Origin of the sequence: Chromohalobacter canadensis (assembly GCF_029544075.1) — a bacterium.
GTDB lineage: Bacteria > Pseudomonadota > Gammaproteobacteria > Pseudomonadales > Halomonadaceae > Chromohalobacter > Chromohalobacter canadensis_A.
Genome location: NZ_JAJQJH010000016.1, coordinates 1 through 25,040 on the forward strand (window position 1 = coordinate 1; position 25,040 = coordinate 25,040).

At 61.6% G+C, this 25,040-nt stretch carries 17 protein-coding genes, 3 tRNA genes and 1 riboswitch; of the genes, 13 read left to right on the forward strand and 7 right to left on the reverse strand.

All coding sequences use genetic code 11. The features are described 5' to 3' along the window. Position 1 precedes the first annotated feature (1 nt). The 4 genes from LUN51_RS15225 to LUN51_RS15240 all read right to left on the reverse strand — a co-directional run bounded on the left by LUN51_RS15225 (position 2) and on the right by LUN51_RS15240 (position 1,495). Positions 2 to 77, reverse strand: a tRNA-Asn gene (locus tag LUN51_RS15225). Positions 78 to 98: 21 nt separating this feature from the next. Further along, a tRNA-Asn gene (locus tag LUN51_RS15230) sits at positions 99 to 174 on the reverse strand. A gap of 199 nt (positions 175 to 373) precedes the next feature. Next, positions 374 to 450, reverse strand: a tRNA-Met gene (locus tag LUN51_RS15235). Positions 451 to 544: 94 nt separating this feature from the next. Further along, positions 545 to 1,495 carry a choline ABC transporter substrate-binding protein gene (locus LUN51_RS15240; protein WP_277811917.1) on the reverse strand — a complete coding sequence of 317 codons (951 nt, stop codon included), beginning with the start codon at positions 1,493 to 1,495 and terminating at the stop codon, positions 545 to 547. A gap of 239 nt (positions 1,496 to 1,734) precedes the next feature. On the opposite strand from LUN51_RS15240, the gene betI reads away from it, so the two are divergent. The 7 genes from betI to LUN51_RS15275 all read left to right on the forward strand — a co-directional run bounded on the left by betI (position 1,735) and on the right by LUN51_RS15275 (position 15,932). Further along, positions 1,735 to 2,346, forward strand: a complete 612-nt coding sequence (betI, locus tag LUN51_RS15245; RefSeq protein WP_277811918.1) for a transcriptional regulator BetI — start codon at positions 1,735 to 1,737, stop codon at positions 2,344 to 2,346. A 40-nt stretch (positions 2,347 to 2,386) separates the two neighbouring features. After that, positions 2,387 to 3,871 (forward strand): betaine-aldehyde dehydrogenase, encoded by a 1,485-nt coding sequence (betB, locus tag LUN51_RS15250; protein ID WP_277811919.1) that lies wholly within the window; start codon positions 2,387 to 2,389, stop codon positions 3,869 to 3,871. A gap of 84 nt (positions 3,872 to 3,955) precedes the next feature. Beyond that, positions 3,956 to 5,638 carry a choline dehydrogenase gene (gene betA / locus LUN51_RS15255; protein ID WP_277811920.1) on the forward strand — a complete coding sequence of 561 codons (1,683 nt, stop codon included), beginning with the start codon at positions 3,956 to 3,958 and terminating at the stop codon, positions 5,636 to 5,638. A 258-nt stretch (positions 5,639 to 5,896) separates the two neighbouring features. Beyond that, the gene (locus LUN51_RS15260) at positions 5,897 to 7,102 is read left to right on the forward strand and encodes an efflux RND transporter periplasmic adaptor subunit (RefSeq protein ID WP_277811921.1); all 1,206 of its coding nucleotides are present in this window, start codon (positions 5,897 to 5,899) and stop codon (positions 7,100 to 7,102) included. After that, positions 7,099 to 10,221 (forward strand): efflux RND transporter permease subunit, encoded by a 3,123-nt coding sequence (locus tag LUN51_RS15265; protein WP_277811922.1) that lies wholly within the window; start codon positions 7,099 to 7,101, stop codon positions 10,219 to 10,221. The genes LUN51_RS15260 and LUN51_RS15265 overlap by 4 nt, the downstream gene beginning before the upstream one ends. After that, positions 10,218 to 13,322, forward strand: coding sequence for an efflux RND transporter permease subunit (locus LUN51_RS15270; RefSeq protein ID WP_246894837.1), 3,105 nt, complete (start codon positions 10,218 to 10,220; stop codon positions 13,320 to 13,322). The genes LUN51_RS15265 and LUN51_RS15270 overlap by 4 nt, the downstream gene beginning before the upstream one ends. A 159-nt stretch (positions 13,323 to 13,481) precedes the next feature. After that, the gene (locus LUN51_RS15275; protein ID WP_277811923.1) at positions 13,482 to 15,932 is read left to right on the forward strand and encodes an acyl-CoA dehydrogenase; all 2,451 of its coding nucleotides are present in this window, start codon (positions 13,482 to 13,484) and stop codon (positions 15,930 to 15,932) included. A 43-nt stretch (positions 15,933 to 15,975) separates the two neighbouring features. Here LUN51_RS15275 and LUN51_RS15280 read toward each other — a convergent pair whose 3' ends face one another. The 3 genes from LUN51_RS15280 to LUN51_RS15290 all read right to left on the reverse strand — a co-directional run bounded on the left by LUN51_RS15280 (position 15,976) and on the right by LUN51_RS15290 (position 18,062). Continuing rightward, complete coding sequence (locus LUN51_RS15280; RefSeq protein WP_052445086.1) at positions 15,976 to 16,368, reverse strand: septal ring lytic transglycosylase RlpA family protein; 393 nt, start codon at positions 16,366 to 16,368, stop codon at positions 15,976 to 15,978. Continuing rightward, the gene (locus LUN51_RS15285; protein WP_277811924.1) at positions 16,368 to 17,345 is read right to left on the reverse strand and encodes an NADPH:quinone reductase; all 978 of its coding nucleotides are present in this window, start codon (positions 17,343 to 17,345) and stop codon (positions 16,368 to 16,370) included. The genes LUN51_RS15280 and LUN51_RS15285 overlap by 1 nt, the downstream gene beginning before the upstream one ends. A 144-nt stretch (positions 17,346 to 17,489) precedes the next feature. Further along, complete coding sequence (locus LUN51_RS15290) at positions 17,490 to 18,062, reverse strand: hypothetical protein (RefSeq protein WP_247639521.1); 573 nt, start codon at positions 18,060 to 18,062, stop codon at positions 17,490 to 17,492. A 314-nt stretch (positions 18,063 to 18,376) separates the two neighbouring features. Between LUN51_RS15290 and LUN51_RS15295 the strand changes: the two genes are divergently transcribed. From LUN51_RS15295 to LUN51_RS15320, 6 genes are all read left to right on the forward strand, one after another. Further along, positions 18,377 to 19,129 carry a glycerophosphoryl diester phosphodiesterase gene (locus tag LUN51_RS15295; protein ID WP_277811962.1) on the forward strand — a complete coding sequence of 251 codons (753 nt, stop codon included), beginning with the start codon at positions 18,377 to 18,379 and terminating at the stop codon, positions 19,127 to 19,129. A 143-nt stretch (positions 19,130 to 19,272) separates the two neighbouring features. Continuing rightward, positions 19,273 to 20,091 carry a motility protein A gene (locus tag LUN51_RS15300; protein WP_277811925.1) on the forward strand — a complete coding sequence of 273 codons (819 nt, stop codon included), beginning with the start codon at positions 19,273 to 19,275 and terminating at the stop codon, positions 20,089 to 20,091. Continuing rightward, complete coding sequence (locus LUN51_RS15305; RefSeq protein ID WP_247639519.1) at positions 20,088 to 20,927, forward strand: OmpA/MotB family protein; 840 nt, start codon at positions 20,088 to 20,090, stop codon at positions 20,925 to 20,927. The genes LUN51_RS15300 and LUN51_RS15305 overlap by 4 nt, the downstream gene beginning before the upstream one ends. Before the next feature lie 213 nt (positions 20,928 to 21,140). Further along, positions 21,141 to 22,385: a NupC/NupG family nucleoside CNT transporter gene (locus tag LUN51_RS15310; protein WP_277811926.1), complete on the forward strand. Its 1,245-nt coding sequence runs from the start codon at positions 21,141 to 21,143 to the stop codon at positions 22,383 to 22,385. Between the two features lie 78 nt (positions 22,386 to 22,463). After that, positions 22,464 to 22,679, forward strand: a riboswitch (cobalamin riboswitch). A 121-nt stretch (positions 22,680 to 22,800) separates the two neighbouring features. Next, on the forward strand, positions 22,801 to 24,624 hold the full coding sequence (locus tag LUN51_RS15315) for a TonB-dependent receptor domain-containing protein (protein WP_277811927.1): 1,824 nt from the start codon (positions 22,801 to 22,803) through the stop codon (positions 24,622 to 24,624). A 96-nt stretch (positions 24,625 to 24,720) separates the two neighbouring features. Further along, positions 24,721 to 25,020 (forward strand): winged helix-turn-helix domain-containing protein, encoded by a 300-nt coding sequence (locus tag LUN51_RS15320; RefSeq protein WP_277811928.1) that lies wholly within the window; start codon positions 24,721 to 24,723, stop codon positions 25,018 to 25,020. Positions 25,021 to 25,040 lie beyond the last annotated feature (20 nt).

A 25,040-nucleotide genomic window follows, 5' to 3' on the forward strand; every position in this document is an offset into this window, starting at 1 on the left:
TTGGCTCCCCGAACAGGACTCGAACCTGTGACCCAATGATTAACAGTCATTTGCTCTACCAACTGAGCTATCGGGGATCGCCGAGCGCGATCCGGTGTTGGCTCCCCGAGCAGGACTCGAACCTGCGACCCAATGATTAACAGTCATTTGCTCTACCAACTGAGCTATCGGGGAACTATGCCGGAGCACGCGGCGTAGTATACGGATTCGATCGCCAACGTCAAGGCTGAAAGTGAATTCGTTCTCATGGAGGATCCAGAGGCATAGAATGTTCTCGCTGTGAAACAAGGGCCTGCGCATGTGTCATGCATGGCGAGGGCCATCGACACGGGTACGGAAAACGGGCTGACGGAAGATGACGCAAGGAAGGAAGTGGTGGCTACGCCCTGACTCGAACAGGGGACCCCATCATTATGAGTGATGTGCTCTAACCAACTGAGCTACGTAGCCACATATCGCATCGCAGGAACGCTTAGCGACGGGGGCGAATTATGCACATGGGCTTGCCGCTTGGCAAGCCCATGGCAGTGACAAGGTGCGACGCTTAGGCGTCGATGTTGAGCTCGCGCTTCACGACATCCAGACCGGGTTCGCCATTGACGGTGGTCACCCCATCGAGCCATTCGTCGAGCACGTCCGGATTGTCCTGCAGCCAGGCACGAGCAGCATCCCGCGGATCTGCGCCGTCATCCATGATCGCGCCCATGATTTCGTTTTCCATGGGCAGGGTAAAGCTCAGGTTGTTGAGCAACTCACCTACGTTACCGCAGGCCTCTGCGTACCCGGCACGGGTGTTGGTGTACACGGTTGCGCCGCCGAGGTTGGGACCGAAGTAGTCATCGGCGCCTTCCAGATAGGCCATGTCATAGTTGGTGTTCATCGGGTGCGGTTCCCAACCGAGGAACACCATCCATTCTTCGCTCTGGGTCCGGGAGTTTAGCTCGGCGAGCATACCCGATTCGGACGAGTCGATCAGGTCCCAGTCACCCAAGCCGAAGGCATCGTCATCGATCATCTGCTGAATGATCTGGTTGCCGTCGTTGCCCGCTTCGATGCCATACAAGCGGCTACCGAACTGGTCCGCATGCTCATCCAGGTCTTCAACCGAGGTGACACCGGCATCATAGACATATTGCGGTACCGCCAAGGTGTACTTGGCGCCCTCGAGGTTCGCGCCCAGCCGATCGACCTGCCCCTTGTCGATGTATTCGTCGCTGATCGACGCCATCGACGGCATCCAGTTGCCCAAGAATACGTCAAAGTCGCCATTCTTCATGCCGGCATAGGCTACGGGTACGGAAACGGTATCGGAGGTGGTTTCATACCCCAACCCTTCGAGTACCTCACGCGTCAATGCGGTGGTGGCGGTGATATCCGTCCAGCCGACTTCGGCGAAACGCACGGGCTGGCATTCCTCCGGCGTGTCGGCCATGGCCAGCGGCGAAAGCAACGTGGCACTACCCAGCAGCGCGATCAATGGAGTCTTGTTAGACATGGAATTCTCCCTTGCGTTGATGTTGATATAGTCATTGAATGACGATTCAATAACGTTTTTTTATGCTAAATGAATTCGGCAATTCTTTTCCACTATGGATTTCATTTACCATGGAAAGATAGCAAATTTTTTATTGATTGAACGTTCAATAAAAACATCCCATAATGAGGTGGACGTTGGGTGGCGTTTGAAGGGCCGAGTGCCAGGTCGCCACACCCGTCAGCAGAGGAGAACGCTCGGTGCCCAAACTCGGTATGCAACCCATTCGCCGCCGCCAACTCATTCAGGCGACGCTGGAAACCATCGATGAAGTCGGTCTAGCGGACGCCACGATCGCCCGAATCGCCAAGCGTGCCGGCGTTTCGGCTGGCATCATCAGCCATTATTTTGGCGGCAAGGATGGGCTACTGGAATCGGCTATGCGCCAGATCCTCTGGGATCTTGGCGACGCCGTTGCTAAGCGCCGAGCACGCGGCGACGTTGAAAGCCCACGTGAGCACATCCGTGCCATTATCGATGGCAACTTCGACCGTAGCCAGGTCAACAAGACCGTCATGAAGACGTGGTTGGCGTTTTGGTCCGTCAGCATGCACCGTACCGATCTACAACGGCTGCAACGCGTCAACGATCGGTGGTTGTATTCAAACCTCTGCCACCATTTTCGGCGCTGCATGCCCAGGCCCGAAGCACAACAGGCGGCACGAGGCCTGGCCGCGATGATCGACGGGCTTTGGCTGCGCGGCGCACTGGCGCCGCAAGGCATTGATGTCGACCGTGCCCGGCAACTGGCCTATGACTATGTAGAAGAGCAGCTCGCTCATTCCACATGGCATACGCCGACGGATGCCTGAGCGGCATCCCATTTTTTACTTTCACGATGCGGGAGGACCCATGGCCACTTTCGAGACTCAAAAGCTCTACATCGGCGGTCGATTCGTCGACGCCACATCCGGCGAGACCTTCGACACGATCAACCCAGTCGATGGCAGCGTGCTGGCCGGCATCCAGCAGGCCGCGCAGGCAGATGTCGATCGCGCCGTCGCGTCGGCCCGCGAGGGACAACGCGTCTGGGCGGCCATGAGCGGCATGGAGCGTAGTCGTATCCTGCATCGCGCCGTCGCACTGCTGCGCGAACGTAACGACGAACTGGCCCACCTGGAAACACTGGATACCGGCAAGCCAATCAGTGAAACGCAAGCCGTTGATATCGTCACCGGCACCGACTCGCTGGAATACTATGCCAACCTGGCGCCTTCCATCGAAGGTACTCAAGTGCCGCTGCGCGAGGATTCGTTCTTCTACACGCGTCGCGAACCGCTGGGCGTCATTGGTGCTATCGGCGCCTGGAACTACCCCATTCAGATCGCCTGCTGGAAATCCGCGCCGGCACTGGCCGCAGGCAACGCCGTGGTGTTCAAGCCCAGTGAGGTCACGCCGCTGACCACCCTGAAACTAGCAGAGATCCTCACTGAAGCGGGCCTGCCGGACGGTGTATTCAACGTGGTTCAGGGCGATGGCCGCGTCGGGCAGATGCTTACCAACCATGCCGACATCGACAAGATTACCTTCACCGGCGAAGCCGGTACCGGCAAGAAGGTCATGTCCGCCGCCGCGGGGTCGACGCTCAAGGAAGTCACCATGGAACTGGGCGGCAAGTCGCCGTTGATCGTCTTCGAGGACGCCGACTTGGAGCGCGCCGCCGATGCTGCGATGCTGGCCAATTTCTATTCTAGCGGTCAGGTCTGCACCAACGGCACGCGCGTCTTCGTGCAGCGTTCGGTGCAGGCGGACTTCGAGGCCAAGATCAAAGAGCGTGTCGAACGCATCAAGGCTGGCGATCCCCTGGATCCGGCGGTCAACTTCGGTCCGCTGGTCAGCTTCGAGCACCTTGAGAAGGTCCAGAGCTATATCGATCTGGGCAGCCAGGAAGGCGCTCGACTGCTGGTGGGCGGCGGCCGCTGGAACCAAGGCAATGCTGAGGGCATCGCCTGGTCCAAGGGTGCGTGGGCCGCGCCGACGGTCTTCACCGATTGCCGCGACGACATGCGCATCGTGCGCGAGGAAATCTTCGGCCCGGTGATGTCGATCCTGGTCTTCGACGATGAGGAAGAAGTGATCCGGCGCTCCAACGATACCGCTTACGGTCTCGCCGCTGGCCTGTTCAGCGAAAGCCTGAACCGCGCGCACCGCGTCATCCATCGCCTGCAGGCCGGTATCTGCTGGATCAATACATGGGGTGATTCCCCGGCAGAAATGCCGGTGGGCGGTTACAAGGAATCGGGCATCGGCCGTGAAAACGGGCTGTCCTCGCTTGATCAGTACACGCAGATCAAGTCGGTCCAGATCGAAATGGGACCCTTCCCCGCCGTGTTCTGATCCAGCGTCCGTGGCCGGCTCCCAGGCCGGCCACGCCGCTTGATCCTGTCATTCGTTCGACCACGTTCAAGGAGGGCCCCGCTCATGACGCAGGCTCGTGAATTCGACTACATCATCATCGGTGCTGGCTCTGCCGGTAACGTACTCGCCACGCGACTCACCGAAGACCCGGACGTCCAGGTCCTGCTGCTCGAGGCCGGTGGTCCCGACTATCGCTTCGACTTTCGCACGCAGATGCCGGCGGCGCTGGCGTATCCGCTGCAGGGCAAGCGCTACAACTGGGCCTTCGAGACCGATCCCGAACCCCACATGAACAATCGCCGCATGGAATGCGGTCGCGGCAAGGGACTCGGCGGGTCGTCGTTGATCAACGGCATGTGCTATCTGCGCGGTAATGCGCTGGATTACGATAACTGGGCCAAGACGCCGGGCCTGGAGGACTGGAACTACCTGCAGTGCCTGCCCTACTTCAAGCGTGCCGAGACACGTGACATCGGGCCCAATGATTACCACGGCGGTGATGGCCCGGTCTCGGTAGCCACGCCCAAGGAAGGCAACAACGAACTCTACGGCGCCTTCATCCGCGCGGGCATCGAGGCCGGCTATCCCGCCACCGAAGATGTCAACGGTTATCAGCAGGAAGGCTTCGGCCCCATGGACCGCACCACCACGCCCAACGGGCGGCGGGCGTCCACGGCGCGCGGTTACCTGGATATCGCCAAGCAGCGCTCCAACCTCACCATCGAAACGCATGCTACGACCGACATCATCGAATTCGAGGGCAAGCGTGCCGTCGGCGTGCGCTACGAACGCAAGGGTCAGATACAGCAAGCCCAGGCGCGCCGCGAAGTCCTGTTGTGCGGAGGCGCCATCGCCTCGCCGCAGATCCTGCTGCGCTCCGGCGTGGGCAACCCCGAGCATCTCAAGGAATTCGACATTCCCGTGGTGCACGAGCTGCCGGGCGTCGGGGAGAACCTCCAGGATCACCTGGAGATGTATATTCAGTACGAGTGCAAAAAGCCCATTTCGCTGTATCCGGCGCTCAAGTGGTACAACCAGCCCAAGATCGGTGCCGAATGGCTGTTCTTCGGCAAGGGTGTCGGTGCCAGCAACCAGTTCGAGGCAGCCGGCTTCATTCGTACCAATGACCAGGAAGAATGGCCCAACCTGCAGTACCACTTCTTGCCGATCGCCATCAGCTACAACGGCAAGAGCGCGGTGCAGGCTCACGGCTTTCAGGCCCACGTCGGCTCCATGCGGTCCATGAGCCGCGGACGTATCCGTCTGACATCGCGCGACCCCAAGGCCGCGCCCAGCATCCTGTTCAACTACATGTCCAAGGAAAAGGACTGGCAGGAATTTCGCGACGCAATTCGTATCACGCGCGAAATCGTCGAACAGCCAACGATGGACGAGTATCGCGGCCGCGAAATCTCGCCAGGACCGAATGTGCAAAGCGACGAGGAACTCGACGACTTCGTGCGCGAGCATGCCGAAACCGCTTATCATCCCGCCGGCACCTGCAAGATGGGTAGTGCCGATGATGACATGGCCGTCGTCGACGGCGCGGGACGCGTGCACGGCCTCGAAGGGCTACGCGTCATCGATGCCTCGATCATGCCCGTGATCGCCACCGGCAATCTCAACGCACCGACGATCATGATCGCCGAGAAAATGGCCGACAAGGTACGCGGATGCGATCCGCTACCGCCCGCCGAGGTCGATTACTATATCGCCCATGACGCACCGGCACGTCGCAAGGCATGACGATGCTTGCGTCGATATGACGTCTGCCTCGAACACCCGATGCATTTGCATCGGGTGTTTTTGCATTATCCTTCCTTAATTCTTGCCCACCATCCCCTTAGACTGTGCGCGATCGCCTTACCGATTCGTCGCTAAGGAACGCTGAATAAAAAGGGAACCTCTCGTTACAATACGCCTCTTAACCCGGTGACTCGTGTCCGCCCCAACACGCGCACGACCACACAGCGGAATGTCTCTGACAAGGATCGATGCCACGTCATGCCCCACTCTCGTCGTCTCTGGATCGCACTACTCATCGTCGTCTTGATCGCCCTTGCCATGTGGTGGATTCCCAACTGGCAAAACGATGATCAGCCAAGCGATGCACCAACCAATGCCAGTGGCGACAGAAGTACGGCCGTGGCTGCCGTCGAGGCCCAACGCGGCGATCTCGAGATCACCGTCGGCGCACTAGGTACCGTGCGCTCGCTATCGAGCATTGACGTGTATCCGCGTGTCGAGGGCGAACTACTCACGGTAAATTTCGAGGAAGGTGAGCATGTCGAGAAAGGACAACTTCTGGCCACCATCGACCCACGTGACTATCAGGCGCAACTCGCCGCCGCCCAGGGGCAACTGGTTCAGGATCAGGCACAACTGGAGTCAGCACGCGAGGACCTCGAGCGCTATGAGACCTTGGCGCAGAGTCAGTCGATCTCCCGTCAGGAACTCGAACAGCAACGCCAGCTAGTCCGCCAGTACGAAGGCGCCGTAGCTAGCGACCGAGCCGATATCGATAGCGCCCAGATTCAGTTGGACTATACCGACATCACCGCGCCCAACGCCGGTATCATCGGCATCCGAAACGTCGACCCTGGCAATCTGGTCAGCAGTGGCGACGACGATCCCATTGCCACGCTCACCCAACTCGATCCGATTTCAGTAGTCTTCTCGTTGCCCAGCCAATACGTACCGACGCTGCGCGAGCAACTTGCATCAGGAGACGCGCCCAGCGTTTCGGCGACGACAGTGGGCGACGAACGCCTCGAAGGCCAACTAACCAGCATCGACAGCCAGATCGACACCGCCACCGGTACCGTGCGGCTACGCGCGCGCTTCGATAACCCGGCGGACCGCCTCTACCCCAGCGCCTTCGTCGACGTGCGCCTGACGGTCAACACACTGCATGATCGCGTCATCGTCCCCGCGCCCGCCGTTCAGACCGGCCAAGACGGCCTTTTCGTGTATGTCGTCGGCGACGACGATACGGTGACTCGACACGATGTCGACGTCAGCGCCAGCGAAGATCATCGTAGCGCCCTGGCCAGCGGCGTCTCGGCAGGCGATCGCGTGGTCGTAGACGGCGTCGATAGTCTGCGTGACGGTGCGAAGGTACGTGTCGTCAGCAACACCCTACCGGGAGAAGCCAGCGCCTCTTCGACGGCTGATGACGCCGACACACAGACGTCGCGAGACGCTTCATGAATCCATCGCGGCTGTTCATCCTACGTCCGGTCGCCACCTCTCTGGTGATGCTGGCCATCCTCATCACGGGCGCGTTTACCTACCGGCTGCTCAGCATTTCATCGTTGCCCGAGGTCGACTTTCCCACCATTCAGGTCACCACGCTGTACCCCGGCGCAGGGCCGGATGTCATGCTTTCCCACGTCACCGCCCCGCTGGAAGACGAGCTGGGGGAAATCGCCGGCCTCGAGGACATGAGTTCGACCAGTACCGGGGGCGCATCGCTGATCACGCTGCGTTTCGGCCTCGATGGCGACCTGGGCGTCGCCGAACAGGAAGTGCAGGCCGCTCTCAACCAGGCAGAGACCCTGCTGCCCAACGACCTACCTCGTCCGCCGAGCTACAGCAAGGTCAACCCCGCCGATACGCCAGTACTGACCCTGGCCGTGACCTCCGACAACTTGCCGTTGACCGAGGTTCATGATCTGGTCGATACCCGCCTGGCGCAAAAACTTGCCCAGATCAGCGGTGTCGGCGAAGTGCGTCTGTCCGGCGGCAATCGCCCTGCGGTGCGAATCGATGTCGACTCGCGCCAGCTCGCCGCACACGGGCTCGATCTTTCCAGCGTGCGCAGCGCCGTGGAAAGCGCCAACGTCAATCAGGCCAAGGGCACCATTTATGGTCCCTACCGCGCCTATAGCATCGAGGCCAACGACCAGTTGACCTCCGCTGCGGGCTATCGCGACCTCATCCTCAAGTACGAGAATGGCGCACCCTTGCGGTTGAGCGATGTGGCCAGCATCGACGACGGCGCGGAAAACGCGCAACTGGGGGCCTGGGCCAATGGCGAAGGGACAATCCTGGTGGATGTCCTGCGCCAGCCCGGCGCCAACGTGGTCGGCGTGGTCGACGATATCGAGCGTCGCTTGCCGGCGTTATCGGAGACCCTTCCAGGCAGCGTCGACGTGGACATCTTGAGTGATCGCACCACCACGATCCGCGCCGCCGTCGAGGATGTGCAATTCGAGCTGGTCCTCGCCATCGCACTGGTGATCATGGTCACCTTCCTGTTCCTGCGTAACCTGCCGGCAACGCTGATCCCTAGTCTCGCCGTGCCGCTGTCACTGGTCGGCACCTTCGGCGCCATGTACCTGGCCGGTTTCAGCCTCAACAACCTCACCTTGATGGCACTGACCATCGCCACCGGTTTCGTCATCGACGACGCCATCGTGGTGCTCGAGAACATCACGCGTTACCTGGAGCGCGGCGAAACGCCCCTGCAGGCAGCGCTCAAGGGATCGCGCCAGATCGCGTTCACCATCCTCTCGCTGACGGTTTCATTACTGGCGGTACTGATCCCGTTGCTCTTCATGGGCGGGGTGGTCGGTGTGCTGTTTCGTGAGTTCGCCATGACACTGGCGATTTCTATCGTCATCTCGGCGTTCGTCTCCCTGACCCTGACACCGATGCTTTGCGCGCGCTGGCTGCGACGTCGCACCGACGAAACCGATGGCGAAACTCACACCCTCGACGACGAAGCCATGGTACGCGGCCGCCAGGGTCTCTTCGGGCGCCTCACACGCGGCTACGAAAGCGCCCTGGATACGGTACTCAAGTATCAGACGACGACACTATGGATAGCGCTGGGCACCTTCGTGCTGACCGCCATACTGTTCTGGATGACGCCCAAGCAGTTGTTCCCGATTCAGGATACCGGCACCTTGCGCGGCATCACCACGGCCACGCAGACGACATCCTATCGTGCCATGTCGGCGCGTCAGCAGGATCTTGCCGAACGTTTGATGAGCGATCCCGCCGTGGCCAATATCGCCTCAAGCATCGGTATCGACGGCACCAACACCACACTCAATAGCGGCCGACTGCAAATCGACCTGGCCGATCTGGACGCGCGCGACGCCGATCTGGACGCCATCGTCTCGCGGCTGCTCGATGCCGCCGCCGATATCCCCGGCATCGACCTGGCACTGACGCCGGTGCAGGATCTGACGCTAGAAGACACCGTCAGCCAGTATCCCTACCAGTTTGCCTTGACTCAGGGCGATCGCGACCAGTTGGCACAAGATGTCTCGGCGATGACCGAGCGTCTCGAGGATGCACCGGCCATCGCGCATATCGCCACCGACCTTCAGAACGCGGGACGCAAGCTCGAGGTCAGTATCGATCGCGATCGCGCCAGTCGACTCGGCATCTCGGTCGCCGACATCGACGACGCCCTCTACGATGCCTATGGCCAACGCCTGATCTCGACGATTTTTACCCAATCCAACCAGTATCGCGTGGTGCTGGGCGCGACGCATGGTGACGATGCCGGCCCCGAGGCCCTTTCCCGGTTGTATGTCAGTGGTAGCGACGACGCCATGGTGCCTCTGTCGAGCCTGGTGAGCATGGAGGAAGCTCCCACCGCATTGTCGCATCAACGCCTCAACCAGTTCCCCTCGGCGTTGATGTCGTTCGCTGCCGCGCCCGGCTATTCGCTGTCGGATGCCTTCGATTCCGTGGAAACGGCCCGCGATAACGTGCTCAGCGCCGATACGCAGCTCGATTTCCGGGGTACCGCGCTGGCGTTCACTACCTCAACGCGCGATACGCTGTGGCTGATCGCCGCCGCCGTCATCACCATGTACATCGTGCTAGGCGTGCTCTACGAGAGCTACATCCATCCGCTGACGATTCTCTCGACCCTGCCATCGGCGGCCATCGGTGCCTTGCTGGCACTGATGCTCAGTAACAACGCCCTGGGCATGGTGGCCATCATCGGCATCATCCTGCTGATCGGCATCGTCAAGAAGAATGCCATCATGATGATCGACTTCGCCCTCGAGGCGCAGCGGGAACAGGGCATGTCGGCGTATCGAGCGATTCACAGTGCCGCGCTGCTTCGCTTTCGGCCGATCATGATGACCACCTTCGCCGCCCTGCTCGGGGCGCTGCCATTGATGCTCGCCAGCGGTTATGGCGCCGAGCTGCGCCGCCCGTTGGGCATGACCATGGTCGGCGGCCTGTTGCTCAGCCAATTGCTGACGCTCTTCACCACGCCGGTGATCTATCTGTTCTTCGACCGACTGGCCGAACGCTGGCGCCGGCGTGGCAATGCGCATGACGCCGAGGTGGACGCGTGAGCGTCTCCAGCCCCTTCGTGCGCCGTCCGGTAGGTACCGCGCTGTTGGCGTTGGGGGTCGTGCTGCTCGGGCTGCTGGCCTACCAGCGCCTGCCCGTGGCACCGCTGCCCAACGTGTCGTTTCCCACCATCGTGGTCAACGCCAACCTGTCCGGCGCCAACCCTGAGACCATGGCCTCCACCGTGGCCACGCCGCTGGAACGCTCGTTGGGGAGCATATCCGGTATCTCCCAGATGACCTCGAGCAGCTCGGACGGCTCGACACGCATCACCGTCCAGTTCGCTCTCGACAAGGATATCGACGACGCCGCACGTGAGGTGCAAGCCGCGATCAACGATGCCCAGCCATTGCTGCCCAGCGCCATGACCAGTCGCCCCAGCTATCGCAAGATGAACCCGGCAGCGGCGCCGATCATGATTCTCTCGGTCACCTCCGACACGCTGCCCACCAGCGAGCTTTACCAGCTCGCCGACGAACGCATCGCACCACCGATCCTGCAAGTGCCCGGGGTCGGCGACGTCAATGTCGGCGGTAGCTCCTCCCCAGCGGTACGCGTGTCACTCGATCCGCGTCGGCTCGAGCATGCGGGCGTATCGCTGACGGCCGTGGCCAGTGCTATCCGCAGCGCCACGACCAGCACGCCCACCGGCTTCGTGGCCTCCCCCACGGCACGCTGGGAAGTCGACACCGACTCGCAGTTGATGCAAGCCGAGGCTTTCGAAGACCTCATCGTGGCGCGTGGCGAGGACGGTGCAGTGATGCACTTGAGCGATGTCGCCGATATCGAAAACGGCGTGGAAGACCGCTACAACGTGGGCTTTCAGAACGAGCAACCGGCCGTGCTGCTGGTCATTAGCGCCAGCAGCGGCGCCAATGTCATCGACACCATCGCCGGCATCCGCGAGCGTATGGCGTCCATCGAAAGCCAGTTGCCACAAAGTGCCGCGCTCAGCGTACAGCTCGACCGTGCCCCTGGCATACGCGCCTCCTTACATGAGACACAGCTCACGCTGATGCTAGCAATCGCGCTGGTGGTGCTGGTGGTATTCCTGTTCCTGCGCAACGCTCGCGCTACGCTGATTCCCAGCCTGGCGATTCCCGTATCACTGATCGGCACCTTCGCGATGATGCACCTCATGGGCTTTTCGCTCGACACGCTGTCATTGATGGCGCTGATCGTATCGATCGGCTTTCTCGTCGACGACGCCATCGTGGTGGTCGAGAACATCGCGCGGCATATCGAGCAAGGCATGCCACCCCGGCAAGCCGCTCTACAGGGCGCGCGCGAAGTGGGCTTCACGGTGACCTCGATGAGCGTATCCCTGGTGGCGGTCTTCCTGCCGCTGCTCTTCATGGGTGGTTTCATCGGACGCATGTTCTTTGAATTTGCGATGACGTTGTCACTCGCGGTGCTAGTCTCGCTGGTGGTCTCGTTGACCCTGACGCCGATGCTCTGTGCACGCTGGTTACGTCCGGGACGCAAGCGCCGCCCACCGCGCTGGGAAGCGGCTCTGCTCGCTTTCGGCCAGAGATGCCAGCGCCTGTATTCGCGCAGCCTGGATATTGCCCTGCGTCACCGGCGCTTGACGCTGCTCTCATTGGTCGGCGTGATCGTGCTCAACGGTTACCTTTACGTCGCCGTCGACAAGGGCTTCATTCCCGAGCAGGACACCGGGCGACTGATCGGTTTCGTGCGTGGGGATCAGAGCCTGTCGTTCGATGCCATGTCGACCAAGTTACGCACCATTCGCGAGCGTCTAGCTCGCGCGCCCGAAGTACATAGTGTGCTGGGTTTCATGGGCGGCCGTGGCGGGGGCGCCTCGGCGACCTTGTTCGTCACTCTCGAGGAAGACCAGCGCGAGGCGGGCACACAAGCCATTGGCAACCGCTTGGGCGCGTCGATGGGCGATATTCCCGGCGTCAACACCTCGATGGTGGCGTTGCAGGACATACGTATCGGTGGCCGAGAGAATACCGGCACGCAATACGAAATCACCCTCAAGAGCGACGATCTCGCGCTGCTCGATACCTGGTCGCAGCGCGTCAGTGACGCCATGCAGGATGTCGACGGGCTGACCGGCGTCGACAGCGATAGCCGGGGCGAGGGCCAGGCCGTGGAGCTCAACGTCGACCGCGATACCGCCAAGCGCCTCGGCGTCGACATGCAAGACGTGGACACGCTGCTCGGTAACGCCTTCGCGCAAAGCAGCATCACCAGCCTTTACGATGCCGACAACCAACGCTACGTCATCCTCGAAGTGGACAGCGAACATCGCAGCACGCCGGAAGCCATTTCACGGCTTCACGTCGTCAACGACGAAGGCGACGCGATTCCCGTCTCGGCGTTCAGTCATCTCGAAGAAACCACCACACCGGTGAGCGTCAATCATCAGGGACAGTTCGCCTCCACCACGGTATCGTTCAATCTCGAAGACGGCGTCACGCTAGGCGATGCCACCCAGCGCATCCGTCGGACGGTGGACGACCTGCGCTTGCCCACCGCCGTGCAGGTGGATTTCGAGGGCAGCGCGGGCGCTTTCCAGAGCGGCATGCAAGCCATGCCGTGGCTGATCCTGGCCGCGCTGGTGACGGTCTATCTGGTGCTGGGGATTCTTTACGAAAGCTACATTCATCCGCTGACGATTCTGTCGACGCTCCCCTCGGCGGGGGTCGGCGCCTTGCTGGCGCTGATGCTACTCGATACGCCGTTCACGCTCATCGCCCTGATCGGCATCATTCTGCTGATCGGCGTGGTCAAGAAAAATGCCATCATGCTGGTCGACTTCGCCGTCAGTGCCGAGCGCGAACGCGGGCTGAGCGCGCTCGAAGCCATACGCGAAGCAGCAGTCGTACGCTTTCGTCCGATCATGATGACCACGCTGGCCGCCATTCTCGGCGCGATTCCGCTGCTGCTGGGCACTGATGAAAACGCCGCATTGCGCGCACCGTTGGGCATCACCATCATCGGCGGCCTGATCCTGAGCCAGCTCTTGACGCTCTACACCACGCCAGTGGTCTATCTCTACCTCGATCGGCTACATCGCCGACTGCGTCCAGGCCGACTCGACAACGCGTCGCAGCGCTCGACATCAACGACCTGACCGCACTTGCCGCCACGTGCGGCGCGGGGGCTCTCACCAATCTTGAATGACGAGCTCCCTCCTGAATGACAGCTTCCACCATGGATGACTAGTCGTGGCGACACGAGTACGCTAGGCTGAATTCAAACAAGCGTTAGAAATCATCCAGGGAGAGTCCACATGTTGGAACTGTTGCTCATCGTCGTGGCGCTGGCAGGCCTAGTCTGGATCATGCGTCGGGAGGCAGGTGCCTTGCCGGCGTTGGGGCTCTTATTGATCCTCGGCGCCCTCGGTATCATCTTCGGCGCAGTGACAGTGGGCGTGCTGCTGTGGCTCGGCGCCCTGGCGGTAGCCGTCTGCGGGCTCCCCACATTGCGGCGGCGCTGGCTGACCCCGCGCCTGTTCGCGGCCTTCAAGAAATCGGCGCCCAAGGTCTCCGAGACCGAGCGTATCGCCCTCGAAGCGGGCAGTGTGGCCTGGGATGGCGAGCTCTTCTCAGGCCGCCCCCAATGGCAGCGGCTCCTGGATTTTGGTACCACGCAACTGAGCGAGGAAGAACAAGCTTTCGTCGACAATCAATGCTCCGTGGCCGCCGGCATGTGCAACGCCTGGGAGATCGCTCGTACGCGTGCCGACCTGCCGCCCGAACTGTGGGACTACCTCAAGCGCGAAGGTTTCTTCGGCATGATCATCCCCAAGCGCTATGGTGGGCTGGAGTTCTCTGCCAAGGCGCAATCGGCCGTGCTGCAAAAACTGGCCGTCAACGAGACGCTGATGGTCACGGTCGGCGTGCCCAATTCTCTGGGCCCCGGCGAACTGCTGCTCAAATACGGTACCGAGGAACAGAAAGACCATTACCTGCCGCGCCTGGCCGATGGCCGCGAAATTCCCTGCTTTGGTCTCACAGGACCGCGTGCGGGTAGCGATGCCACCTCGCTCCCGGATGTCGGTGTCGTCTGCCGAGGCAAACACAACGGTGAGGACGTTCTCGGGCTCAAGCTCACCTTCGAGAAACGCTGGATCACCCTGGCGCCCATCGCCACCGTGGTCGGCTTGGCGTTTCGCATGTTCGACCCCGATGGCCTGCTCGGCGACACCGAAGACCTTGGCATCACCTGCGCGTTGATCCCTCGCAATACACAAGGCATGGAGATCGGACGCCGCCACCACCCCATCGGCAGCCCGTTCATGAACGGCCCGATTCGCGGTCAAGACGTTTTCATCCCCCTCGACTGGATCATCGGCGGCACCGAGATGGCAGGCCAGGGCTGGCGCATGCTGGTCGAATGCCTGTCCGTGGGGCGCTGCATTACCCTGCCCTCTGGTGCCTCCGGCATTGGCCGCTACGCGCTGGGCTGGGCCGGCGGCTATACCCGCATTCGCCGTCAGTTCAATCTGCCCGTCGCCGAGATGGAAGGCGTCCAGGAACCGCTGGCACGTATCGCCGCGCATGCCTACATCGCCCAGGCAGCGGTCATGCAGACCGCCAACACCATCGACCACGGCGTCAAGCCGGCGGTGCCCTCGGCCATCCTCAAGAGCCAGTTGACCGAATTCCAACGCAATATGCTCGCCGATGCCATGGATGTGCACGGCGGCCGCACCGTCACGTTAGGGCCGCGCAACTATCTGGGCATCGCCTATGCCGCCAACCCGGTGTCGATCACCGTGGAAGGCGCCAATATCATGACGCGCAACCTGATGATCTTCGGCCAAGGCGCGATTCGCTGCCATCCCTATGTGCTCGATGAGCTGGCCGCCAAGGACAACGATGACCTCCCGGCGTTTGACAAGGCTATCTTCCGCCATGCCGGCATGGTGTTCGGCAATGCCGCGCGAGCCTTTACCCTGGGCCTGGGTATCGGCAAGCCAAGCGTTCCTTTCGATGAGATCGCCGCCCCTTATGCGCAGGAAGTTGCGCGCCTGTCCGCGGCCTTTGGGCTCTGCGCCGATGCCGCCATGGCGAGTCTCGGCTCAGGCCTCAAGAAACGTGAAATGCTCTCGGCGCGCCTCGGCGACGTACTTTCCAACCTTTATCTAACCTCGATGCTGCTCAAGCAGTGGCACGAGTCGGACAATGTCGAGCATGAGGCAACGCTTTTGCATTACAGCTGCCGCACGCTGCTCCACCGCGCCGAGCAAGCCTTCATCGAATTGTTCGACAACCTGCCCAACAGGGCCCTGGCGACGACTCTGTCGGCCATCGCGATGCCGCTCGGACGGCGTTGCCACAAGCCTCACGACCGCTTCACGCGCGAGATCGCCCACGCCGTCTCCACCGACAGCGCCTTGCGTCGCAAGCTGATTGAAAATACGTGGAATACACAGGAAGCCGGACAGAAGGACAATCCCCTGGCCCGCTACAATGCCTTGCTCGCCGACAGTGAGCGTGCCGAGCCGCTCTATCGGCGCATCGCCAAAGCGTATGGTAAGGGTGAGCTACCCGCCGAGGCACTGCATCCCGAGCAGCGCGTGGAAGCCGCCTGGGAAGCCGGCCTGATCGACGAAGACGACGCCATCTTCATGCGGCGTTTCGAGCGCGAGGTGCTGGAAATGCTAAGCGTCGACGACTTTGCCTTCGATGCCTTCGCGCTCGACAAGGAAAGTGTGGTGTGGCACGACACAGCATGAAGAGCGCGCGACCGCGTCTCGGCACGGTCGCGCGAAATGGCTCTTATGGCAACGGCGTCACGCGTACCGGCGCCGTGCCGGCCTTGATGATGCCAAGACGCCCGGCTGCACGACGCGAAAGATCGATGACTCGCCCCTCAGTAAAGGGGCCTCGGTCGTTGATGCGCACCGTCACGTGGCGCCCGTTATCCAAGTTGGTGACACGCACACGGGTATCGAACGGCAGCTTGCGATGCGCGGCGGTCAACGCCTCAGCATCATAGAGCTCGCCGCTGGCCGTACGCTGCCCCTGATAGCGATCATGATAATAGCTGGCCTGGCCATGCTCCGAGGTCGCGCCAGGCGTTTCGCCACCGTCGGTGGCGCATCCCGCCAACGCCACCACGGCAATCACCCAGCCCGCGACCGCCACCAGCCGAGATACACGACGCCACATCAGGGCAGCAGTACCGTCGAACCAGTGGTCTTGCGCGCCGCCAGGGCTTCCTGTGCCTGGGCAGCGTCACTCAAGGGGTAGCGGTTGGCGACATCGATGGCGACCTTGCCGCTGGCGATCACCTCGAACAGTTCCTCGGCCATGGCCTCGAAGCGCTCACGCGTGTCGGCATAACCGTTGAGGCTGGGGCGCGTCACGAACAAGGCCCCCTTCTGATTGAGGATGCCGATATTGACGCCTTCGACCGGGCCGGAAGCATTGCCGAAGCTCACCATCAGGCCGCGTTTTTGCAGACAATCCAGTGAGATTTCCCAAGTATCCTTGCCCACCGAGTCATACACTACCGGCACCATCTCGCCACCGGTCAGCTCACGCACGCGCTCGACGACGTTTTCCCGGGTATAGTCAATGGTCGCCCAGGCTCCGTTGCGCTTGGCCAACTCGGCCTTCTCGGGCGAACCGACGGTGCCGATCAACTTCACGCCCAGCGCCTTAGCCCATTGGCAGGCGATTGAGCCAACACCGCCCGCGGCGGCATGGAACAGAATCGTCTCGCCTTCTTTTACCCGATACGTCTGACGCAGCAGATATTGCACCGTCAGTCCCTTGAGCATGGCCGCCGCTGCGGTCTCGAAGCTGATAGCCTCGGGTAACGCCACGACCTTCTCAGCCGGCAACACATGCAGCTCAGCATAGGCACCTAACGCCCCTTGGGCATAGGCGACACGATCCCCCGGGGCGAAGCCTTTCACGCCTTCGCCGACCGCGTCGATTTCTCCGGCCCCTTCAGTACCCAAGCCAGACGGCAGGCTCGGTGCGGGATAAAGCCCGGTACGAAAGTAGATGTCAATGAAGTTCAATCCCACCGCGCGATTGCGAACACGCACCTCGCCCGGCCCGGGATCGACGGGAGTAACGTCGACATATTCCAGGACCTCGGGTCCACCGGTACGAGCAAATTGAATACGCTTGGCCATATATCCTTCCTTATGAAGCTAACGAATCTGGGCTTTCATCCAAGCGCCGAACGCTCGTCGGGTCAAGCTGTCTCCCCCCTGGAATGCAGTCGAAGCAGCGTATTGCCACTAAAGTCGCATGGCACCGCCACCCGGCGGGCACCGTCATACTCGACCGTCGAAACGCTCCAGGCCAGCGATGAAACGCGCCTTGTACGACTCGAAGGTCTCGGGCTCGCGCTTGAAGGTCTGCACAACTCCCTCGGCGTTGAAACGCAGCGGTTTCGTCAAGGCATCGGGCGTCACTTTCTCATGACGCGACCCCAGGCCCAGGCGTACGCCATCCGGCATATCCAGCCATTGGGTAATGCCGCAGTCGCGAAAGAAGGCTTCACTGGCCTCATCGGGGGCTTGCACACGCAAGGGCGCACGCGTGGACATTTCCCTGACCAGGCGTTTGACATGCTCTTCGTCGCCCCCAGTTTCCGGGGTCGAGAGTAATGTCACTTCCATACCCTGGCCTTCAATATCCGAGACCAGCAGCAACATGGCGAGAATCGTCTGTTGCTCGTCGGCCAAGACGAAAATGCGTGCCGCGTCCTGCTCGAACAACACCCCCAACGTGCCAGTGAAGGTCACCAGGGGATCGAGCCCGGCTTTTTGGCCATACACATTGGCGCACAGCTGTGCGAGGCACGCCTCGCGGCTTTCCGGGTTCTTAACATGAATGATTTTCATCGGTCTCTCTGCCGGTCGGGGTGCCGCCTGTCGGCCAAAGCGCCAGACGACTGATCTCGAAACAAGGCGCGCAGATTAGCATATTCCCGAACGCCGCCCCATGGCGACACGGTCATGATCCTGTCAAAAAGACGCCTCAATCTAAGGAGGCAATACCGACGTGAGCGGCATGCCTCCAACTACTGAACCAATACCGGTACGACATGCCATAATGCCCATCGGCCATTCGCGAGTTCGTTTACATGCCACTTTCTTCAAGCGGTACTACCTTGCCGCCGACAACCGCCACCCAACGCGCGGCACACGCCTCGCCGATCAGCGAGACAGGCCTCGCGCTACCCCGCGTTATCGCGCATCGCGGGCTTTCCGCGCATGCCCCCGAGAATACCCTGGCCGCAGTACGCGCCGCCCACGCAGTCGGTTGCCACTGGGTGGAACTCGACGTCCAGTTACTCGGCGACGGAACACCCGTGATCTGGCATGACGCCGGTGTACGACGCTGTTCCAACGGACGCGGCAAGTTGCGACATCTCGATCTCGCACAGGCGCACCAATTGGACGTGGGCAGTTGGTTCAGCCCGGCGTTTCGCCACGAGCGTATGGCGACGCTCGACGAGATGCTGGCGCTAATCGTCGAATGTGACATGGGGCTCAATCTCGAACTCAAGATCAGCTACCGGCATAGCCCCGCTGCTCTGACTGAGGCCGTCGTTCCGCGCCTGCTGGCAGCGCTTCCACCTTCGCGCCTGCTGGTGTCCTCGTTCGATCGAGACGCGCTGCGCACTGCACGCGCAATCGAGACCGACCCGCACCGGCTACCCCTGGGGCTGCTCTACGACAAGCTTCCCAAGGACTGGCGCGTGGATGCCGAAACCCTCCTGGCGTATAGCATCCATCTTGACTGGCGCAAGCTGAAACCCTCCAGCGCCAGTGCCGTACGGGACGCTGGCCTGCACCTACTGTGCTATACCGCCAACGATCCGGCGGTTTTTCTGCCCCGTTGGGCATGGGGCGTCGACGCTGTGATCAGTGACGACCCGCCTTGTTTCAAGGACGCCCTAACCTAACCGCCCTCTAGTCGTTGAAAAGCGCACAAAGCACGCGGCAAATACACGCTTTGCATGCCCCAGCCACGCGTATCATGCATCATGGTGGCCGTTGGCCACATCGCTTTATCGCTTTCATGCTGCTCCTGCATCGGACAACGCCCATGAACCCGTCGACTCTGATCGGCATCGCCGCCAGTGTACTGCTGCTCGCCACTGTCGTGCTCTTCACCGCGCAAACGCCCAGCAGTTTTTTCAATTTTCCCGGCCTCGCCATCGTCATCACCGGCACGCTGGCCGCTACGTTCATCAGCTATCCCATGCGCGAAGTGGTGCGCGTCTCGCGTCTGGTGGGCCTCGTCTTCCGTCGCGAAAACAGTCGTATCGACGATGACATCCAGACGCTGGTATCCATGGCCCGGCACTGGTTTCGTGGCAACATTCGCGCGATCGAAGCCGAGCTCGAAGACACGCGCAATCCCTTCCTGCGCACCGGGGTATCGCTGGTTATAGCCAATACCCAGGATGACGAGATTCACGACGTCCTGCGTTGGCGCATCGCGCGCATGCGAGCGCGTGAATACGCCGAGTCACAGATCTTTCGCACCATGGCAACCTATGCCCCAGCGTTCGGCATGCTGGGCACCTTGATCGGCCTGATCAACATGCTCGAAGTGATCGACGGCGGCGACCTGACGATCATCGGCCCGCGTCTCGCCATTGCCCTGATGTCGACGTTTTACGGCATTCTGCTCGCCAACCTGCTCTTCAAACCAATTGCAGTGAAACTGGAACGTCGCACCGAGGAACGTCTGATCGAAATGCATATGGTCATGGAAGGGGTGATGCTGATCGCCAAGCGCCGCTTGCCGTCGTTCGTCGAGGACACGCTGAATTCCTTCATGGCCGAGCACCAGGACGAGATCCGCGAACCGGCACCTCGTACGCCCAAGCAGTCACGTGAGGAGGAAACGGTGGCATGAGCCGTGCGACGCATCGCTACGCCATCGATGCCGGCGACACACTGATCGCCCCCGTAAATCACGCGGGCGATGAGGGCGGCGGCTGGCTGATGAGCTATCTCGACATGCTCACCCTGCTGATCACCTTGTTCGTGCTGCTACTGGCACTCACCGGAAACGACGATAGCACCGCCAGCGACAAGGCAATCGCCTTTCCGGCCCTGGGTGTCCCCACGCTGCAAGCGCCCGCATGGTCACCGAATTTCTACACCCCACCACGTTCGAACAAACGCTACGTTCCGCCGCGTGACACCGCTTTCTATACGCCACCACCGATGGCACCACGGCCTCCACGCATGATCATGGTCAACCCGGATCCCGCCAAGGCCGTTATGACCGGTGTCGAGGCTTCACGCGATACCCGTCGTGTGCGCCAGCTGACGAGTACGCTCAAGCCCTTGATCGATGGTGTGGTAGTGACACAAAGCGCCCAAACACTGAACTTCCGAATCGAGAATCGTTTGCTGTTTTCCAGCAGCCGCGCTGGCCTCACCGACGAAGGACGCGAGGTACTGCGCCAGTTGCTGGACTCGCTACAGCAATACGAGGGCGATATCACCATCGAGGGCCATACGGATAGTCGGCCCATTGCCACCGACCGTTTCCCCTCCAACTGGGAACTCTCGACGGCGCGTGCCACTGCCGTCTTGCGATTCCTGGTCGAGGAAGGGCTCGATAGCGATGAGCTACGCGCGGTGGGATATGCCGACACACACCCGCTGAAAAGCAACGCCACGCCCGAGGGGCGTGCGGCGAATCGTCGTGTCGAGCTGGTTCTGCATGAACCCGAAAGCTAGTGATCGGCTGGGCGATCGCCCCCTAGCATACATTGCCCCTCACATCGGCCAGCGATCCTGATAAAGTACGCACCTTTTGAGGCGGCCCGACGGTCGCCTCAAAAGGTGCCATCCCACCCCAGCGCGCCTTCGCCGCCCCTCGTGAAGGCGGCGGTATCGGCATCATGGCCGCACTTCTCGTAACCCAGACCGCATGTAATTCAGGAGTATTCGATGCAAACCCTCATGGGGCTCGTCGGCGTGGTGGTCGTCCTGCTGATCGCCCTCGCCTTGTCCGAAAACCGTCGGGCCATTCGTCTGCGCACCGTCGCCGGGGCGCTTGCCATCCAAGCCGGTCTTGGCCTGTTCGTGCTCGCCATCCCTTTTGGACAAGACGTCCTGCTGGGGCTCACCAACGCCGTACAGTCGGTCATCGACAGTGCCCAAGCGGGTATGGACTTCGTCTTTGGCGGCCTGGTCAGCGACACCATGTTCGACGTCTTCGGTGACGGCGGTTTCGTCTTCGCCCTGCGCGTATTGCCCATCATCGTGTTCTTTTCTTCACTGGTCGCCGTGCTTTATTACCTGGGCATCATGCGCTGGGTGATCAAGCTGATGGGCGGCGCGCTGCAGAAGCTGCTGGGCACCTCGCGTACCGAATCACTTTCCGCCGCCGCCAATATTTTCGTCGGGCAAACCGAAGCGCCGATGGCCGTGCGCCCCTTCTTGTCGCGAATGACGCGCTCCGAGCTCTTCGCGGTGATGGTCGGTGGCCTCGCCTCGGTGGCCGGAAGCGTGCTCGGCGGTTACGCAGCGATGGGCATCTCCCTGGAATATCTGCTGGCCGCCTCCTTCATGGCGGCACCGGGCGGGCTGCTGATGGCCAAACTCATCGTGCCTGAAACCAAGCCGCCGTCTCAGCCGTTGGAAGACGTCATCGACGGCGAAGACGACGAGGCCCCTGCCAACGTCATCGAGGCGGCGGCCAACGGTGCCGCTTCCGGTGTCCAGCTAGCCCTCAACGTGGGCGGCATGCTGCTGGCCTTCATCGCCCTGATCGCGCTGGGCAACCAGATTCTGGGTGGCATCGGCGGCTGGTTGGGTTACCCGGATCTGACCCTGGAACTGCTACTCGGTTATCTGTTCGCGCCCTTGGCGTTCTTGATCGGCGTCCCCTGGGAAGAGGCGATCCATGCCGGCAGCTTCCTGGGCCAGAAACTGGTACTCAACGAGTTCGTCGCCTTCGCCAACCTCGCCGCCGATCCGCAAGCACTGAGCGCGCATGCTCGGGCCATCGTCACTTTTGCGCTGTGCGGTTTTGCCAATCTCGCCTCCATTGCCATCCTGATGGGCGGTCTCGGCATGATGGCGCCCAGTCGACGCAGCGATATCGCCCGGCTGGGTCTCAAGGCCGTCGCAGCCGGCACACTCTCCAACCTGATGAGCGCGACACTGGCCGGTGTGTTCCTCTCACTCTAACGCACCTGGTCCCAGCACCTCGCCGGTCGCGCCCACCGCGACCGGCGTTTGACTTCCCCGGAACCGCCAAGCAGAATCCCCGCCCGTCGAGACCCAGGTGCTCGGGAAACGGGTGAAAGTCCCGTACTGCCCCCGCAACGGTAATCGCGCCACATCGGAAATCGTCGCTGCCAACCGCATGCGACTGCCACTGCTCTTTCGTCAGTTCGAGTGGGAAGGCGTTTCCGCCCGGTGTCGGATCTTCTCCGCCGCCAGCGCGTCAGTCCGGAGACCGGCCTGGTTCTCAGCACTGGCTGATGCGGAGGGCTTCGCCAGTGGCGACCGTTGCATTCACGTCGTCCAGGCGACGCGGCGGCGTCACCTCTTGTCCTCCTCATCGCGTAACTCGTTTCTTACGCTGATGAGGCGTTTTTATATGTTGCATAAAAAGAATCTGCTGTGGCTGGCCCTCGTAATGGCGGGCAGCGCACAGGCGCAGGGCGATCAACGACTATCCGATCTCCAGGTCACCGCTAACCGGCTTCCCCAGTCGCAGAGCGATGTTCTGGCCAGCACCACCGTCATCGACCGCGATGACATCGAGCGCAGCCAGGCTGGCTCGATCATCGAGCTACTGCAGGGCCGAGCAGGCATCGAAATAGCCCAGAGCGGCTCCCCCGGCACGACATCCAGCCTGTTCATGCGCGGCACCGAATCCGACCACAGCCTGGTGCTGGTCGACGGTGTACGCATCAACTCGGCCACCAGTGGCGGCGCCAGCCTGGAGATGCTGCCGCTCGAGGCCATCGAGCGTGTCGAAATCGTCCGTGGGCCGCGGGCCGCCGCCTATGGTGCCGATGCCATCGGCGGCGTCATTCAGGTCTTCACCCGGCGTGGCACGGCCTCCGGCACGCAAGGCGGGCTCAAAGCGAGCACAGGCAGCGACAACACCCAACGCCAGAGCGCCTGGGTCGCCACCGGCGATGACGACACCCGCTTGAACGCCTCGCTCTTTCACCGCGACGGGGACGGCTTTAACGCCACCCAGGCGGATGACAGCGGCGAACGCGACGGCTTCGAGCGTGAAGGCGCGCAACTGGGGCTCTCACACCGCATCAACGACGACGTCAAGGTGAGCCTCAACGCGCTGCGCCAGAACTTCGAGGGTGAATACGACAATTGCTCCTTCCCCGCCTCTCAGGACTGTGTTACCAAAGGCTATCTGCAGTCCTTCGGCGGCCAGCTCGATGTCCAGCTCCAGCCGGACTGGCAGATGCTGATCACCGCCGGCCATTTCGACGAGCAACGTGAAGAACGCTACTCGGGCGAACGCCAGAGCCTGATCGAGAGTCATCGCGATGAGGTCGGGCTTCAGCACCGCTTTACCCGCGACAACGGCGTCGACGTACTGGGCATCGACTATCGTCACGACAGTGTCGACTTCGATAACCGCGCCGGCGCGAGCTACGCGCGCGACAGTCGCGAGAACATCGGCATCTACGGCATGATGCAGCGCACCTACGGCGCCCACGAGCTTTCCGGTTCCTTGCGCTATGACGACGATTCCCTATTCGGCGACGAGACCACCGGCAGCCTCGGCTACGCCTATCGCCTCACACCCTTTCAGCGCCTCGGCGCCAGCGTCTCCACGGCCTACAAGGCGCCCAACCTGATCGATCTCTATGGGCCCTATGGCACCAATCCCGACCTCGAGGCGGAAACCGCCGAGAACCTCGAAGCGTTCTGGGCCTACGAGCGCGACAACTGGCACACACGAGTTACCGTCTTCGACAATCGCATAGACGACTTGATCGGCTACGATCCCAATACATCCATTCCCTACAACGTCGACGAAGCCCGCATTCGCGGAGTCGAGCTCAGTGGTGGCTGGCAAGCCGGCGGATTGGTACTCAGCGCCAGCCTCACTCACCAGAACCCCGAGGACCGGCAAACCGGAGAGCGCCTACAGCGTCGTGCCCGTACCTTCGGTCGCTTGGACGCTGACTATACCCTGGCTGACTGGTCGTTCGGCGCGACCCTGCGTGCGGCGGGCAATCGTCGCGATACCGACTTCGTCACCTATGGCGACACCACCACCGCCGGCTACGGCGTGGTCGACCTGCGTACCAGCTGGCAGGTCACGTCGATGGTCGAGCTGTCGGCCAAGGTCGAGAACGCCTTCGACAAGGAATACCAATTGGTCGACGGCTACAACACCCAGGATCGCTACTTGGAAGGCGGTGTGACGCTGCGCTTCTGATTCGTCCTTCCTACGCTGCACACCGCATGGCGCCCTGCCCCTTTATGGGGTGGGGCGTTATGCTATCCGCTCCCTTTCCCCGTCCGGAGAACGCCCATGGCACTCAGCAAGACTCAAAGCAGTTTCTATCGTCGCTTATACGTCGCACACCTGATCGCCGGCGGCACGGCCAGCATCCCGGCACTGATCGAGGCCACGGGTATGCCACGCCGAACCGCTCAAGATACCGTCAACGCGCTGATCGAGTTGGATATTCACTGCGAATTCGAACAACAGCCCGGTGCCCGGCATCATATCGGACGTTACGTCATCCGCGACTGGGGGCCCATCGACCCCACCTGGGTCGCCAAGCATGCCGAGCGCTTGCGCGAGGCCCTGGGCTATCCGCCAGGCTGAGACCACGCCGGCCGGGTTGA

What these genes read in the sequence shown, in the direction of transcription:
- LUN51_RS15240 (WP_277811917.1), bottom strand. Translation starts at nt 1,495, where the DNA reads ATGTCTAACAAGACTCCATTGATCGCGCTGCTGGGTAGTGCCACGTTG.
- betB (WP_277811919.1), top strand. Translation starts at nt 2,387, where the DNA reads ATGGCCACTTTCGAGACTCAAAAGCTCTACATCGGCGGTCGATTCGTC.
- betA (WP_277811920.1), top strand. Translation starts at nt 3,956, where the DNA reads ATGACGCAGGCTCGTGAATTCGACTACATCATCATCGGTGCTGGCTCT.
- LUN51_RS15260 (WP_277811921.1), top strand. Translation starts at nt 5,897, where the DNA reads ATGCCCCACTCTCGTCGTCTCTGGATCGCACTACTCATCGTCGTCTTG.
- LUN51_RS15265 (WP_277811922.1), top strand. Translation starts at nt 7,099, where the DNA reads ATGAATCCATCGCGGCTGTTCATCCTACGTCCGGTCGCCACCTCTCTG.
- LUN51_RS15275 (WP_277811923.1), top strand. Translation starts at nt 13,482, where the DNA reads ATGTTGGAACTGTTGCTCATCGTCGTGGCGCTGGCAGGCCTAGTCTGG.
- LUN51_RS15280 (WP_052445086.1), bottom strand. Translation starts at nt 16,368, where the DNA reads ATGTGGCGTCGTGTATCTCGGCTGGTGGCGGTCGCGGGCTGGGTGATT.
- LUN51_RS15285 (WP_277811924.1), bottom strand. Translation starts at nt 17,345, where the DNA reads ATGGCCAAGCGTATTCAATTTGCTCGTACCGGTGGACCCGAGGTCCTG.
- LUN51_RS15290 (WP_247639521.1), bottom strand. Translation starts at nt 18,062, where the DNA reads ATGAAAATCATTCATGTTAAGAACCCGGAAAGCCGCGAGGCGTGCCTC.
- LUN51_RS15300 (WP_277811925.1), top strand. Translation starts at nt 19,273, where the DNA reads ATGAACCCGTCGACTCTGATCGGCATCGCCGCCAGTGTACTGCTGCTC.
- LUN51_RS15305 (WP_247639519.1), top strand. Translation starts at nt 20,088, where the DNA reads ATGAGCCGTGCGACGCATCGCTACGCCATCGATGCCGGCGACACACTG.
- LUN51_RS15310 (WP_277811926.1), top strand. Translation starts at nt 21,141, where the DNA reads ATGCAAACCCTCATGGGGCTCGTCGGCGTGGTGGTCGTCCTGCTGATC.
- LUN51_RS15315 (WP_277811927.1), top strand. Translation starts at nt 22,801, where the DNA reads ATGTTGCATAAAAAGAATCTGCTGTGGCTGGCCCTCGTAATGGCGGGC.
- LUN51_RS15320 (WP_277811928.1), top strand. Translation starts at nt 24,721, where the DNA reads ATGGCACTCAGCAAGACTCAAAGCAGTTTCTATCGTCGCTTATACGTC.